Below are 13840 nucleotides of genomic sequence, written 5' to 3' on the forward strand. Positions count from 1 at the left end.
CTTTCATGATATTAAATGATATTTTAAATGAACAGCGTATTTACGCGATGATTAATGATGTGCCGATTTTACGAGAATCTGAGGTTCATCTATTTGAAGAATTAATAGGTTTATACCGGCCCACCTCTGTGTTAGAGGTGGGCACAGCCATTGGTTACTCCGCTTTGTTGATGGCACCATTACTCGACGAAGAGGACGGGCATATTACCTCCATTGAATTGGATGATGTGCGCTATGAAATGGCGAAATACTATATTAACCAATCCGATTATACCGATAAAATTACATTGCTAAAAGGCGATGCGTCTCAAGTCTTAACGGAACTCACAGGCGAATACGATCTAGTGTTTTTAGATGGGCCAAAGGGGCAATATTTAAAACAACTTGAACTTATTCTGCCGCATGTGAAAGAAGGGGGCGTCATTCTTGCAGATAATGTACTCTTTAGAGGCTATGTAAGGGGCGATAAGGAACCGCCAAAACGGTTCAAAACTATCGTAAAACGGTTACAAGAATACTTAACATATGTTGAAAATAAAGAATTGTTTAACACCACCATTTATCCCATGGGTGATGGTATGAGTGTGAGTGTGTGGAAAGGGCACAACAAATAATGGCAGAACATTTTATGGAATTGCTTTGTCCTGCAGGTAATATGGACAAGCTTAAAATGGCTATTCGCTATGGTGCGGATGCCGTATATTGCGCAGGTAAACGTTTTGGCTTGCGCGCAGGTAACTCTAATTTCTCCGATGAGGAATTAAAGGAAGCTGTAGAATTTGTACATGCGCATGGCAAAAAGATTCATGTTACATGTAATATCATTCCTCACAACGAGGACTTTGAAGGTTTAGAAGACTATTTGAAATTCCTTGAAAGTATCGGTATTGATGCTATCATCGTTGCAGATATGGGAATTTTCAGCCTTGCTAAGCGCGTAGCTCCAGGTTTAGAGCTTCACGTAAGTACACAAGCTTCTACTACGAATTGGCATACAGTTCAGATGTGGAAAGAACTTGGTGCCACACGTGTTGTAGCGGCTCGCGAAGTATCCTTAGCAGACCTTAAAGAAATGAAGGACCATGTAGATATTGAAATTGAGTCCTTTGTACATGGTTCTATGTGTATCTCTTACTCCGGTCGCTGCTTATTGTCTAACTATATGACAGGTAATCGCGATGCTAACCGTGGTCAATGTTCTCAATCTTGCCGTTGGAAATATTCTCTTGTAGAATCTAATCGACCTGGTGAATATTACCCAATCGAAGAAGATGAACATGGCACCTATATCTTTAACTCTAAAGACTTGTGCTTGATTCACCGCATTCCAGATCTTTATGAAGCTGGTATTGATAGCCTTAAAATCGAAGGGCGTATGAAATCAGTTCATTATTGTGCCACAGTGGCAAAAGTATATCGTACAGCGATTGATACATATCTTAAAGAAGGTAAAGATTGGTATGTTCGTCCAGAATGGATTGCAGAATTAGAGAAGATTTCCCATCGTCCTTATACAGATGGCTTTGCAGAAGGTCGTCCTGATGAAACGGCTCAAAACTATGGTAAATCTACGAATACGCAGAGCCATGACTTCATCGGTTTAGTTATAGGCTACAACGAAGAAGAAAAATACGTTGATCTTGAACAACGTAATAACTTCAAGGTGGGCGATAAGGTAGAATTCTGCCAACCGAAAGGGGAACTCGTTGAAACTGTTATCGAAAAAATGACAGATGAAGATGGCAATCCTATCGATGTAGCACCTCATGCACAAATGAAAGTACGTATCTATATGGATACACCACTTGAACCGTATTCCATGATGCGCCGTGAGTGCAAACCTAAAGAAGATGAATAGTTTATGAGCGGTACAGCCTTAGAGCCGAGTAAATCAATCGGTGCATTTCCAGATGTACCAGACTTAACCACCTCTGGAGAAGAAGCGTATGTGTACTTTCACATTGATACTAAACATACGAATTTCATCAATCGCATCATTGAAGGCTATGAATATTTAGGTGTTATGACCTCGGTAGATGCGAGTGGGCGGTGTATGTTGCGCTGCACACCATCTACAAGGCCTTTGGCGCTTGAAGTATTAAGTAGTTTATCCGACTATGTCACTATAGAAGGTTAAGTATAATTTTGATTGTAAATCGTATGAGGAAATTTAATTACTTTACTAGATTTACAATTACATCAAATGTATACGAATTGTAGAGAAATGAGAGTGTATCTATGAAACAATCTATTTTGAAACGCACATTATTAACAGCTTGCCTTGGAGTATCTATGGCAGGTGTAGCTATGGCGGGTCCTGTAGGCCCTGTAATCATTCCTCAAGCAGGGGATGTGGTTGTTATCAACCATGGTCCTGATATGACTTTCACAGGGAATATTAATTTTGATGTTGAAAGCCAAACTAACAACAATTTACAAATTGGTTCTACTGTGATTCCTAATGTGGTATACGGTGCGGCTTTTAATAAGTCTGGCGCACCAGATACAATCATCCCAGCTCAAACGTATGTATATGTAGGTACAAAAGATGGGGCGAATGCTTTCACAGAAGCTAGCGATGCAGATAAAAAAGGGGCAAGCTGGAATGTGGAAACATTGAAGAAAACTAAATCTGGCGATGTACAATTGGCGAGCCGTGGCGTTCCTGAAAAACCATTGGCTAACCAAGTGGCGACCATTAAAGATTCCATTATGCTTAGCGCTGTAGACCTCAGTACTACAGAGGTGGGACGCAATAGCAAGGGCGTTTTATATATGACCGTATCTAAGGAATTGAAATTGACTGCTGACACAGGCATTCCTGATGATGTACGTGAAACGATGCCAGCCATGTTCCGGGGCAAAATGGGAGACTCCCTCATGGTAAACCTCATGCCTCTAAATGAAGAAGAGAAGCAACAGTTAGCGGCAAATCCACATAATGCCAATACTATCGTATTCAACCGTGGTATGAACATGGCAAAAATGATTGGATCCTCTGCACGTACAAGCAAGGTGTACACATACATGAAGGACCATTATTTGAACCTTGTTATTGTAGCGAAAGATTATGATGATAACGGTGCTCGTGGTAGCGGTGTTATGATGGTATCTAAACAAGATAACTCTAATGACGTGCTCTTAACACTCTACAAAGGTCCAGACCTTTCCACTAGCAAATTGGAAAAAGTAATTGGTGCTATGTTGTCTACAAACTTCAAACGTTAATTTGCAAATAATGTATATAATGGCTCGAGATTCTGATATGTTCTGCCTTTACTGGTTGTCTAGTAAAAAGGACATATCACTCTCGGGCCGTTTTTTTTAAGATATATGTATATATAGGTATAAATAAAGGTGAGATTTGCAGTTTATAGCTTTTACAGAAATTACAGTTTATAGTTCTTATTAAATTTACAGTTAAACTGTATTGAATTTTTTAGTCCTCTATGATACTATAATCTAGTAAAAGTGATGCAAAGGACATGATTCTTTTATCCCTGTGTACCAGAGAGAGGCTGATGCTGGAAATGCCTTACACATATATTAGAGTTACCCCCTTTAAACTGATTTGTCGAACCTAAGTAGGCAAATACGGTCGCCACCGTTATCGGGCTTAATGAAGTGAATTAACTATACACATATATTGGTATAGGTAGTTAACTAGGGTGGAACCGCGAATGATCTTCGTCCCTTGTTGGTAGGGATAGAAGGTCTTTTTTTATTACCCAATTTCTACAAGCTAATTACTCAATGTTTATGTATTGTGTGGTAAGTAGGTATATTGGTGAAAGTAGAAAATCAAAGCTATCCTAGTTTATAAATTGGAGGAAAGAAAAAATGGCAGATGTAAAAATCATTTTACCTGATGGTAGTGCAAAGGAATACGCTGCTGGCACTACTCTTGGGGAAGCAGTAAAACAACTATCTAACAGCTTGGCTAAAAAAGTACTAGCTGCAAACGTAAATGGCGAATTAACAGACCTTCGCGAAGAACTTGTAGATGGCTCTGAAGTTGCGTTCTTAACATTCGAAGATGAAGGGGGCAAACATACTTTGCGTCACACAGCTTCTCATATCTTGGCACAAGCTGTTAAACGTTTATGGCCTGAAGCTAAATTGGCTATCGGTCCTGCTATCGATAAGGGTTTCTACTATGATATCGATATGGAACATATTTTGACTCCTGAAGATTTGGGTAAAATCGAAAAGGAAATGAGCCGTATTGTAAAAGAAAATTTACCGATTACTAAATCCGTTATGCCTCGTCAAGAAGCTATCGAATTCTTTAAAGCTAAAAATGAAGATTACAAGGTAGAATTGATTCAAGATCTTCCTGAAGATGCTGTAATCTCTTGCTACTCTCAAGGCGATTTCATCGATCTTTGTGCAGGACCTCACGTGGCATCTACCGGTAAGGTGAAAGCTTTCAAATTACAAAGCATTGCAGGTGCATACTGGCGCGGCGATGAAAAAAATAAAATGTTGCAACGTATCTACGGTACAGCATTCGAGAAAAAAGAAGAACTGGATGCATACCTTCACATGCTTGAAGAAGCGGCTAAACGAGACCACCGTAAGCTTGGTAAAGAACTTGGCTTGTTTGTTATCAAAGAAGAAGGTCCTGGTTTCCCATTCTTCTTGCCAAAAGGCATGGCTCTTCGCAACGAATTAGAAAACTTCTGGCGCGAAGTTCACCATGAATTTGAATACGAAGAAATTCGTACACCAATCATCTTGAACAAACAATTGTGGGAAACATCTGGTCACTGGTTCCATTACCGCGAAAATATGTACACTACAATTATTGACGAAGAAGAATATGCAATTAAACCAATGAACTGTCCAGGCGGTATCTTGGTTTATCAAAACGAAATGCATTCTTACCGTGACTTCCCATTGCGTTACGCTGAACTTGGTCTAGTTCACCGTCATGAATTATCTGGTGCATTACACGGCTTGTTCCGGGTACGTGCTTTCACACAAGACGATGCTCACGTATTTATGTTGCCATCCCAAATGCAATCTGAGTTGATGAAAGTTATCGAATTATTTGACCGTATCTATAGCCAATTTGGTTTGAAATACCATGTGGAATTATCCACTAAACCAGACAATGCTATGGGGGATGATGCGATTTGGGAAGCCGCTACAGAAGCATTGCGTAATGCTATCGAAGCAAAAGGTATTCCATACGTAATTAACCCTGGTGATGGTGCATTCTACGGTCCTAAACTTGACTACCATATTGAAGACTCCTTAGGCCGTACATGGCAATGTGGTACTATCCAATTGGATATGAACTTGCCAGAACGTTTCCAAATTGAATATGTTGGCGAAGATGGTCAAAAACATCGCCCTATTATGATTCACCGTGCATGCTTCGGCTCCATGGAACGTTTTATCGGTATCTTAACTGAACACTATGCAGGTGCATTCCCAACATGGATGGCTCCTGTACAAGTTAAAATCTTGCCTATCTCTGAAAAACACGTTGAATATGCTAAGGACTTGGCAAAACAAATGCATCGCGATTATGTACGCGTGGAAGTAGACGATCGCAGCGAAAAAATCGGTTATAAAATCCGCCAAGCACAAATGGCAAAGGTTCCATACATGCTTGTTGTGGGTGATAAAGAGGTCGAAGAAGGCACAGTTAACGTTCGTAAACACGGTGGTGACGAATTGGGCTCCGTACCATTCGAAGAATTCTTCAATTCTATTAAAACTGAAATTAAAGAACGCAACTAATTATTTACCATCCTAGTAATTATAATGTTATAAATCCCCCTCACATCTTGCACAATTTAAATTAGTCTGTATAATTTAATAGTGATGAAATTATAAGAGGGGGATTTTGTATTATATTCTCTTTAATTGTTACCTGTGAGTAGCGAAAGGAAATGACTATGAAAGAAGTAAATTCATACGGTTGGAAAGCTGTTATTGGTTCCTCTATTGGCTATGCCATGGATGGGTTTGATCTCTTGATTCTCGGCTTTATGCTGACCTTAATTTCAGGGGACTTAGGTTTGACCACAGGTCAAGCAGGTTCCCTTGTGACGTGGACCTTGGTAGGGGCTGTTATTGGTGGTTTTATCTTTGGTACCTTGTCAGATAAGTTTGGTCGTGTTCGTGTGTTGACATGGACTATTGTGTTATTTGCTGTATTCACTGGTCTATGTGCTTTTGCACAAGGTTATTGGGATCTTCTCATATATCGTACAATTGCCGGTATCGGCTTAGGCGGTGAATTCGGTATTGGTATGGCCTTAGCAGCTGAAGCGTGGCCTGCACAACACCGTGCAAAAGCGACGAGCTATGTTGCCATCGGTTGGCAGTTAGGCGTATTGGCCGCAGCACTGTTAACGCCCGTATTGCTCCCTTATATTGGCTGGCGTGGTATGTTCATGGTTGGCATTATTCCTGCCTTTGTAGCCTGGTTCTTCCGTGCGAAATTACATGAACCAGAAATCTTTGTTCAAAGTAAAGAAATTAAGGAATACTCCCATACGAACTCATTCAAGTTATTAGTAAAAGATGTAAGAACTACAAAGACATCTATAGGTGTTGCTATTTTAACATCCGTTCAAAACTTTGGTTACTACGGTATTATGATTTGGTTGCCTAATTTCTTGAGTAAGCAATTAGGTTTTTCCCTTACTAAATCTGGTTTGTGGACTGCTGTTACCGTATGTGGTATGATGGTCGGCATTTGGTTATTCGGACGATTGGCTGATAAAATTGGTCGTAAACCGACATTTATTTTGTTCCAAGTATGTGCTGTGGCATCTATCTTGATTTACTCTCAACTATCTGATCCAACAGCTATGCTATTTGCCGGTGCTATTTTAGGGGCCTCCGTAAATGGTATGATGGGTGGCTACGGTGCCTTGATGGCGGAAGCATACCCAACAAGTGCTCGCGCAACGGCTCAAAACGTATTATTTAACATTGGTCGTGCCGTAGGTGGCTTTAGCCCAATGGTAGTAGGCATGATCATCTCACTGTACTCCTACCAAGTGGCAATCGCTTTCCTCGCGATTATCTATGTAATCGATATTTTAGCAACAGTATTCTTAATTCCTGAACTAAAAGGTAAGGAATTAGAATAAATAAATAATTTTGAAAGCTTTACATTGAAAAGAACATAGACGTTTTATATTGAAACGCATATAAAAATCAAGAGGCTCTGTCATAAGACAGAGCCTTTTATAGTATGTTTAATTTAAAATATTAGAATTATCTAGAATATTTGGTCTATTTAGAATATTTAGACTTAAGCAATTCCGATCCAGTGCCAGTATGTAAGTGCAAATACGAGCATCATTACATATCCAATAATTGTTAATGGAATACCTGTAGTCATAAATGTTTTTACGTCGAATGTATCTGTACCGTAAGCTACCATGCCTTGTGGTGAGTTTACTGGTAATACTAAACCGAAGCAGATTGCATATTGCATGAGCATTGTTACGCCAAGTGGATTAAGTCCTTCTGCGGAATGTCCCATAACGATAGAGATTACGATAGGAATCATGGCAGAGGAAAGGGCTGTAGCTGATGCAAATCCAAGGTGGATTAAAATCAGGAAGGCAGCCATAATAGCAATCAAAAGGAATACGCTTGCCGTTTCAAGGGAAAAGGCATTTACAAATACTTGAGCGAGCCAGGTGGCCGCTTTCGTTTTAAGTAATACGGAACCAAGACCGATACCAGCACCAAACATGACAATGGAGCCCCAATCTATGTTGGATTGGGCAAATTTCCATTCCAGAATACCGAGATTAGGGAAGAAGAATAGTGCGATGGCTACGATTGTTGAGGTTGTAGTATCGATGGTATGTAATTTACCTCCAGTCGCCCAGAATGCTAATAAACCAATAGAGATGCATAATAGTTTCTTTTCATCGAATGTCATTGGACCGATTTCTTTACGCATCTTAGCGAGTTGTACATCACCGCCAACGAGTTCTTTAAATTCAGGTTTAATTAAAGCTTGAGTTACAAAGTAGGTAATGATAGCCATAATAATTGAGAACGGTGCAGCTGCTGTGAGCCAATCAATCCAGCTTACAGATGTGTTCATCTGTGTTTGCATAAACCCAACAGCTACGAGGTTTTGGGCGGCTGCTGTTTGAATCATAATATTCCAAAAGGTATCTACCTGTACGGCGCCTACCATAAGGAGCGCGGCTACACGGCTTTTACGTTCAATACCTAAGTTTTCAACGATACCGATAATAATTGGAGCAAGACAAGCGATACGAGCCGTTGCACTTGGTACAAAGAAGGCTAGAATAAGACCTGTAATAATAACACCTAAATAGATACGGCTTACCTTTGTACCTACGCTAGATAATACGAGCATGGCAATGCGACGATCTAGTCCCGTTTTACGCATGGCTACGGAAATAAACATAGCGGCACCGACGAGAATCATGGCTGGCGAAGAATAACCTGAAATAATTAGTTTTAAGGCATTAGCTGTGCCCATAGCTTTCGCTGGCGCCTCTGGGTTCGGAGAGAAACCTAGTAACAAGGCTGTGAGCGCCGTAATCATGGTCGCACTTACCGGATAGGATACAGCCGATGTCATCCATAAGATGATAGCAAAGGCGAGGACACCAATCATACGATGACCACCTGTAGATAATGTTTCTGGTGTTGGTAATAATAAAATGCCACCGAGAACAATAAAGGCAAGAATAAGACCTATATTTTGAATTGTTGTACGCGCCTTTTGAGGAGGCGAACTAGTTGTTACACTCATAATAAAACCCCTTTCAATTTGTGTAATACCTATTACTATATAATATCTAGTTAGACAATACCCAGTTAGATAATACTCAGTTAGATAATACCTAGTCAGGTAGAATATGTTATATATATTATTGTATCGTATTTTTCTATAGAATTAATAATTATATTATAGAAATATTGTATACATAAAGGGGGATAGGTGTCAGTAAGTATACCTATATACAGAACTTATAATCTCTGTTATACTGTAAGAGTTGTAATAATAAATTGCTGAGAGCAACCTAAGATTGTTGTTGACTTTCACTATCTAATTTGTTATTATAATTAAGTAATTTATGAAGCAGAGGCCATCCGCCACTCACCTAATACCAAGAAGTATGAGGTTAATATAGAGAATTCTATTCGGATGGTGTTTGCCGTCCGTTTTTTTTATTCTCTTGGAGGTGAACGCTATTAGCAAGGATACACCACGCATTAATGAAGAAATTCGTGCTCGTGAACTTCGTGTCGTAGGTCCTGAAAACGAACAAATCGGTATTATGTCTGGCCGTGAGGCTTTGGCATTGGCTGAAGAACAGCATCTTGATCTTGTGGAAATTGCACCTAACGCTAAACCACCAGTAGCTCGCATTATGAACTACGGTAAATATCGTTATGAACAACAAAAACGCGAGAAAGAAGCGAAAAAGAAACAAAAAATCGTAACTTTGAAAGAAGTCAAATTACGTCCACATATTGAAGACCATGACTTTTACGTAAAAATGAAAAACGCATCCAAATTCTTGGCTGAAGGTAACAAAGTAAAAGTAACCATCATGTTCCGCGGTCGTGAACTTTCACATCCAGAACTAGGCATGGCAGTGTTGACACGTTTTGCTGAAGAACTCAAAGAAACGGCGTCTATTGAAAAAGCAGCTAAATTAGAAGGTCGTAACATGACCATGATTTTAGTAAGTAAATAAGGTATTGGGAGGATTATATTATGCCAAAAATTAAAACTCGTCGCGCAGCGGCTAAACGTTTTGCAGTAACTGGTACTGGTGAATTCAAGCGTGCGAAAGCTTTCAAAAGCCACATTCTTGAGAAAAAATCTCCAGCTCGTAAACGTAATTTACGTAAAGCTACATTGGTTGCAAAAGCTGACCATAAACGCGTAGCTAAATGCTTACCATACGCTTAATCGTTAACTATTAGATCGATACATCGTAATTTAGGAGGAATATACAATGGCAAGAGTGAAAAAGGGCGTTACAGCTCATGCACGTCATAAAAAGATTTTAAAATTAGCTAAAGGTTACCGTGGTACACGTTCCCGTTTGTTTAAAAAAGCTAACGAAACAGTAATGAAAGCGTTATACTACGCTCGTCGTGACCGTCGTGCGAAAAAACGCGAATTCCGTCAATTGTGGATCGCTCGTATCAACGCAGCGGCTCGCATCAACGGTACAACTTACAGCCGTTTCATCGCTGGTTTAGCTAAAGCAGGCGTTGAAGTAAACCGTAAAATGTTGGCTGACTTGGCAGTTAACGATGCAGCAGCATTCGCTAAACTTGTTGAAGTAGCTAAAAACGCTTAATAACATAACAATATACATTGAGGACTCTCTTTGGAGGGTCCTTTTTTATGTGGTGAAAGTAATAGATTATCAATACTTTTATAATATGATATCCTATACATATAATGTGTGTGATAATATTAAAAGAGAGGATTTAAATTAATGAAAAAGTTATTTTCTATGTTATTGTTAGCATGTATAGTAATACCATTACAAATCCAAGCTATATCGATGGAAGCTATTAAAAATGATAAGAATAATATTCCTATTCTTACAGGGAAAAATGCCATTACGTATTTTGTAGACAAGAGTTCTATTAAAAGAATAGAAGAGAACCAGTTTATTTATAAAGCACAGGCAGTTGTATATGAGGTCGAAAATAATAATAGTCGTAGAACTAACTCATATATTCACAAGGTTTTAGTTACTTATCGATATGATATAAACCATTCTGTAGCCAGCGTATTACGTACTCCACAGTATGCACAAGACTATTCACTTCTCATATATGCTAAACAAGCTAGCTCTGGTATGAAATTAACAATAAATAGTGTGGAAGATTTTAATTATGAAGGTGTGGCTTTAGGGAATTTCGGTAATATTCCAGAACAATACGTTGATGTAGCTTTGCATGATCCTAAATATGTTGTAGGTAACTATATCTTTAAAGAAGCTTATGGTACAACTTTTGAAAATATGACTCTTCATAAGAAATAAGATAAATGAGTTTATGGAAGTAGCTAAAAACGCTTAATAGCATAATAATACAGATTAAGGACTCTCTTTGGAGGGTCCTTTTTGTATGGTGAAAGTATGATATAGCTACATTTATATTTTAGTGTAAAATACTAAATCGTTTTAGCTGTTTTATAAAGTGAAATAAACTATCAAAAAAGTAAAATATAAAAGAGGAGTTTTATTATAGCTTGTAGAACTAACATAGTAATAAACCTATTTAAGGTGCTTGTAAAAGGAGACATTATTATGGGAATCTTTAAAAAGCTATGTATGACCTCTATGTTAGGTGTTATGTTAACTGTACCAACGTATGCAACTGTTGTTACAGGCAGTCAATCAGATGTAAATTTAGATTTAAAGTATCCTTTAGTTTATACAGATCATGCTTATGCTCAAAGAGTTATTAATACAGATATTGCAAATTATGTACTCGAAGCAAAGGATATGTATTACAACCAACATATTTATCAAGTTTCTCAAAACTATAAGGTTACCTATGAGGATAGTCAAGTTGTTTCAATCCTACTAACTACCTATTATTACTACGCCGGAGCTGCTCATGGTATGTATAATACAAGAGGTCTTGTATATAATAAAGTAACAGGTCAACGCATTCCATTATATAACTATATAAAAATTGCGAATGCAGCACAATTGGATAACGGCTTACGATCCCATGTATTAAGTTATTATACAGGTAATCATACAAAGAGCTATATTCCAAGTGGATGGAGTGTAAAATATGTAACCGATAACTATTGCTTACGTGGTAAGGGGAACATTGATCTAGTTTACCAACCATATGAACTAGGACCGTACGCAGCTGGTAATACTTATATTGGTTTTACACCAAAAGCCATTGAATACTTTAACCGCATGAACTCCTAATACAAGTGTAGCTTTAAATTGTGTCTTATCAGTACATTGATGCATTAAATAGTATTCTTGTTATAAACTCTATAAAAGCCTATAGTACATATACAGTACTATAGGCTTTTAGTGTACTTATCATATTATCTTCTATATCCGCCACATCCTCTAGTATTAGAGTTTTGACCACAGTAACTTTGGCTAGTATTGTTACAAACTGTATTGTTATTATTACAGTTGTATTGAGCGTTTGTATTACAATTGTATTGAGTATCTGCATTACATTTATACTGAGCATTGGTATTGCAATTTGCTTGTGATCCATTGCATACATAATCATAAGCAAATCCTGTAGATACAGCCGCTGTCACGGCTAAAAGCGTCATGACAATCATACGTTTTGTAAACTTCATAGGTATCACCTCCTCATTTCTATACTTATATTGTACTACTAAATGTCAACTAAAATATGATATTCTATACATATATACTATTTGAGAGGCATTATGTGAAAGGATGAGAGTCTATTATGAAACGTATATTGATGGCTACACTATGTTTTAGCTGTGTTACGTTAGGAAGTCATGCGATTGATATTAATATACCAGGTGCGGATCCTACAATATCAAAGGATGCATATCAAAATTATCGCAAGACTGATTTAGATGTACACAAGATGGAACGTGAGGTTGAAGCAGAGATAAAAGATTATATGCCCAAAGCAGTGGTAGGTAATGGTGATATAGATTTAGATAAGGTAATTTATTCAAATCGTGAGTTAAACCATTCACTAAATTTTTCTTCAACAGTATTTATTTTAAAGGAGGATGGGGCAAATATAAAATTTACTATGCCATATCCAAGTAGGTATGGTAATACTGAAAAAATTTCAGATGGCACCTCTGCTTTCGAACAGGCAATAATTATGAGTCCTAATGGAATTATGGCCTATGAATTACGACATCAACCAGCTGGAAATAATTGGGAAGATAGTAAGATTCCATATAACAAGTTGACTATTGATGATATGAAAGCTATTGCAGAGAAAACAGCTGGAGTGTATAAAGCGCCTAATCCTTCTTTATATGCTGATAAATTTATGTATCCTACTATAGAAAAAGCCACATGGGATGTAACATATGCTAAGGGGACTCCGATGGTAGGGAGTATCAATTTTACAATGAAGGATACACCTACAATTTCCTATCATATCGGTTACAATTTGACACCTAAAAAACAGTTGAATTCATTGGAGAAACAAGGTGTAGATAAGACTAAAGAAATTATAATGTCACCTTTGGTAAACTATGTTCTACCATCTATTGAGTCAGCTAAGGATATCCTTTCTAAAAGTAAGACATTAAAAATTAATGATTTTATATTTTTAACACTAAAAACAAGTAAAATGGTACGGGTAGATAAAAGCGATTCGTATATGTACATACATGATAGCGATCATTATAAAGAGGGGATTATGGTGATGCCAATAGCAGATACTGATATGCAGCATCTAGAGAATATATTCCCAAAAGTTGTACGAAGTATCATTATGTCTGACAAATATTCGATGCGACAACCAATTCAATTTGCTACTGTATGGAATGATGCTATGCCATCTGTATACTTACAAATTAAGCGCCCTAAAACAACTTTGTATATGTTAATATCTCATGACAAACAATTTGTATATACGCACTTTATTATGTCTAATAATAGTAATCTATTGGTAAAAGACTATCGTGATATTGTGCAATATGTGGATACTAATAACAATAAGGACTACTATAATACATTTCAAAGTGGACTGGGGGCTAAGATGCCAAAAGAAATGGTTACTTATGATATTAAGAATACTAAGTAGTCGTTATTTATGGGTTGAATAATAATTAAAAATGAGCCTGTAGCACTATACT

At 37.7% G+C, this 13840-nt stretch carries 14 protein-coding genes and 1 other annotated feature; of the genes, 12 read left to right on the forward strand and 2 right to left on the reverse strand.

Annotated features, from left to right (window positions below):
• Positions 1-5: 5 nt before the first annotated feature.
• From ACMKPP_RS05910 to ACMKPP_RS05935, 6 genes are all read left to right on the forward strand, one after another.
• Complete coding sequence (locus ACMKPP_RS05910; protein ID WP_119563189.1) at positions 6-614, forward strand: O-methyltransferase; 609 nt, start codon at positions 6-8, stop codon at positions 612-614.
• Complete coding sequence (locus tag ACMKPP_RS05915) at positions 614-1858, forward strand: peptidase U32 family protein (protein WP_418369452.1); 1245 nt, start codon at positions 614-616, stop codon at positions 1856-1858. The genes ACMKPP_RS05910 and ACMKPP_RS05915 overlap by 1 nt, the downstream gene beginning before the upstream one ends.
• A 3-nt stretch (positions 1859-1861) precedes the next feature.
• Positions 1862-2137 (forward strand): DUF4911 domain-containing protein, encoded by a 276-nt coding sequence (locus ACMKPP_RS05920; protein ID WP_314983964.1) that lies wholly within the window; start codon positions 1862-1864, stop codon positions 2135-2137.
• A gap of 101 nt (positions 2138-2238) precedes the next feature.
• Positions 2239-3228: a hypothetical protein gene (locus ACMKPP_RS05925; RefSeq protein WP_418369453.1), complete on the forward strand. Its 990-nt coding sequence runs from the start codon at positions 2239-2241 to the stop codon at positions 3226-3228.
• A 237-nt stretch (positions 3229-3465) separates the two neighbouring features.
• Positions 3466-3698, forward strand: a binding site (T-box leader).
• A gap of 142 nt (positions 3699-3840) precedes the next feature.
• On the forward strand, positions 3841-5751 hold the full coding sequence (thrS, locus tag ACMKPP_RS05930) for a threonine--tRNA ligase (protein ID WP_012864554.1): 1911 nt from the start codon (positions 3841-3843) through the stop codon (positions 5749-5751).
• Positions 5752-5909: 158 nt separating this feature from the next.
• Positions 5910-7115, forward strand: a complete 1206-nt coding sequence (locus ACMKPP_RS05935; protein ID WP_418369454.1) for an MFS transporter — start codon at positions 5910-5912, stop codon at positions 7113-7115.
• Positions 7116-7279: 164 nt separating this feature from the next.
• On the opposite strand, the gene ACMKPP_RS05940 is transcribed toward ACMKPP_RS05935, so the two are convergent.
• Complete coding sequence (locus tag ACMKPP_RS05940; protein ID WP_413085282.1) at positions 7280-8773, reverse strand: DASS family sodium-coupled anion symporter; 1494 nt, start codon at positions 8771-8773, stop codon at positions 7280-7282.
• A gap of 433 nt (positions 8774-9206) precedes the next feature.
• Between ACMKPP_RS05940 and infC the strand changes: the two genes are divergently transcribed.
• The 5 genes from infC (at position 9207) to ACMKPP_RS05965 (ending at position 11945) form a co-directional block, all read left to right on the forward strand.
• Positions 9207-9725, forward strand: a complete 519-nt coding sequence (gene infC / locus ACMKPP_RS05945; protein WP_038150063.1) for a translation initiation factor IF-3 — start codon at positions 9207-9209, stop codon at positions 9723-9725.
• A gap of 20 nt (positions 9726-9745) precedes the next feature.
• Positions 9746-9943 (forward strand): 50S ribosomal protein L35, encoded by a 198-nt coding sequence (gene rpmI, locus ACMKPP_RS05950; RefSeq protein ID WP_004696338.1) that lies wholly within the window; start codon positions 9746-9748, stop codon positions 9941-9943.
• Between the two features lie 46 nt (positions 9944-9989).
• On the forward strand, positions 9990-10340 hold the full coding sequence (gene rplT / locus ACMKPP_RS05955) for a 50S ribosomal protein L20 (protein WP_004696335.1): 351 nt from the start codon (positions 9990-9992) through the stop codon (positions 10338-10340).
• Between the two features lie 141 nt (positions 10341-10481).
• Positions 10482-11036 (forward strand): hypothetical protein, encoded by a 555-nt coding sequence (locus tag ACMKPP_RS05960; RefSeq protein WP_413085283.1) that lies wholly within the window; start codon positions 10482-10484, stop codon positions 11034-11036.
• A 267-nt stretch (positions 11037-11303) separates the two neighbouring features.
• Positions 11304-11945 carry a PdaC/SigV domain-containing protein gene (locus ACMKPP_RS05965; protein WP_227037082.1) on the forward strand — a complete coding sequence of 214 codons (642 nt, stop codon included), beginning with the start codon at positions 11304-11306 and terminating at the stop codon, positions 11943-11945.
• Between the two features lie 125 nt (positions 11946-12070).
• Here the strand turns inward: ACMKPP_RS05965 and ACMKPP_RS05970 are convergent, their stop codons facing one another.
• Complete coding sequence (locus tag ACMKPP_RS05970; RefSeq protein ID WP_024061940.1) at positions 12071-12340, reverse strand: hypothetical protein; 270 nt, start codon at positions 12338-12340, stop codon at positions 12071-12073.
• 116 nt (positions 12341-12456) lie between these two features.
• On the opposite strand from ACMKPP_RS05970, the gene ACMKPP_RS05975 reads away from it, so the two are divergent.
• Positions 12457-13788, forward strand: coding sequence for a hypothetical protein (locus ACMKPP_RS05975; protein WP_278606706.1), 1332 nt, complete (start codon positions 12457-12459; stop codon positions 13786-13788).
• The last annotated feature ends 52 nt before the right edge of the window (positions 13789-13840 follow it).

It is taken from the genome of Veillonella parvula (genome assembly GCF_048309325.1).
GTDB classification, from domain to species: domain Bacteria; phylum Bacillota; class Negativicutes; order Veillonellales; family Veillonellaceae; genus Veillonella; species Veillonella parvula_T.

What these genes read in the sequence shown, in the direction of transcription:
- ACMKPP_RS05910 (WP_119563189.1), top strand. Translation starts at nt 6, where the DNA reads ATGATATTAAATGATATTTTAAATGAACAGCGTATTTACGCGATGATT.
- ACMKPP_RS05915 (WP_418369452.1), top strand. Translation starts at nt 614, where the DNA reads ATGGCAGAACATTTTATGGAATTGCTTTGTCCTGCAGGTAATATGGAC.
- ACMKPP_RS05920 (WP_314983964.1), top strand. Translation starts at nt 1,862, where the DNA reads ATGAGCGGTACAGCCTTAGAGCCGAGTAAATCAATCGGTGCATTTCCA.
- ACMKPP_RS05925 (WP_418369453.1), top strand. Translation starts at nt 2,239, where the DNA reads ATGAAACAATCTATTTTGAAACGCACATTATTAACAGCTTGCCTTGGA.
- thrS (WP_012864554.1), top strand. Translation starts at nt 3,841, where the DNA reads ATGGCAGATGTAAAAATCATTTTACCTGATGGTAGTGCAAAGGAATAC.
- ACMKPP_RS05935 (WP_418369454.1), top strand. Translation starts at nt 5,910, where the DNA reads ATGAAAGAAGTAAATTCATACGGTTGGAAAGCTGTTATTGGTTCCTCT.
- ACMKPP_RS05940 (WP_413085282.1), bottom strand. Translation starts at nt 8,773, where the DNA reads ATGAGTGTAACAACTAGTTCGCCTCCTCAAAAGGCGCGTACAACAATT.
- rpmI (WP_004696338.1), top strand. Translation starts at nt 9,746, where the DNA reads ATGCCAAAAATTAAAACTCGTCGCGCAGCGGCTAAACGTTTTGCAGTA.
- rplT (WP_004696335.1), top strand. Translation starts at nt 9,990, where the DNA reads ATGGCAAGAGTGAAAAAGGGCGTTACAGCTCATGCACGTCATAAAAAG.
- ACMKPP_RS05960 (WP_413085283.1), top strand. Translation starts at nt 10,482, where the DNA reads ATGAAAAAGTTATTTTCTATGTTATTGTTAGCATGTATAGTAATACCA.
- ACMKPP_RS05965 (WP_227037082.1), top strand. Translation starts at nt 11,304, where the DNA reads ATGGGAATCTTTAAAAAGCTATGTATGACCTCTATGTTAGGTGTTATG.
- ACMKPP_RS05970 (WP_024061940.1), bottom strand. Translation starts at nt 12,340, where the DNA reads ATGAAGTTTACAAAACGTATGATTGTCATGACGCTTTTAGCCGTGACA.
- ACMKPP_RS05975 (WP_278606706.1), top strand. Translation starts at nt 12,457, where the DNA reads ATGAAACGTATATTGATGGCTACACTATGTTTTAGCTGTGTTACGTTA.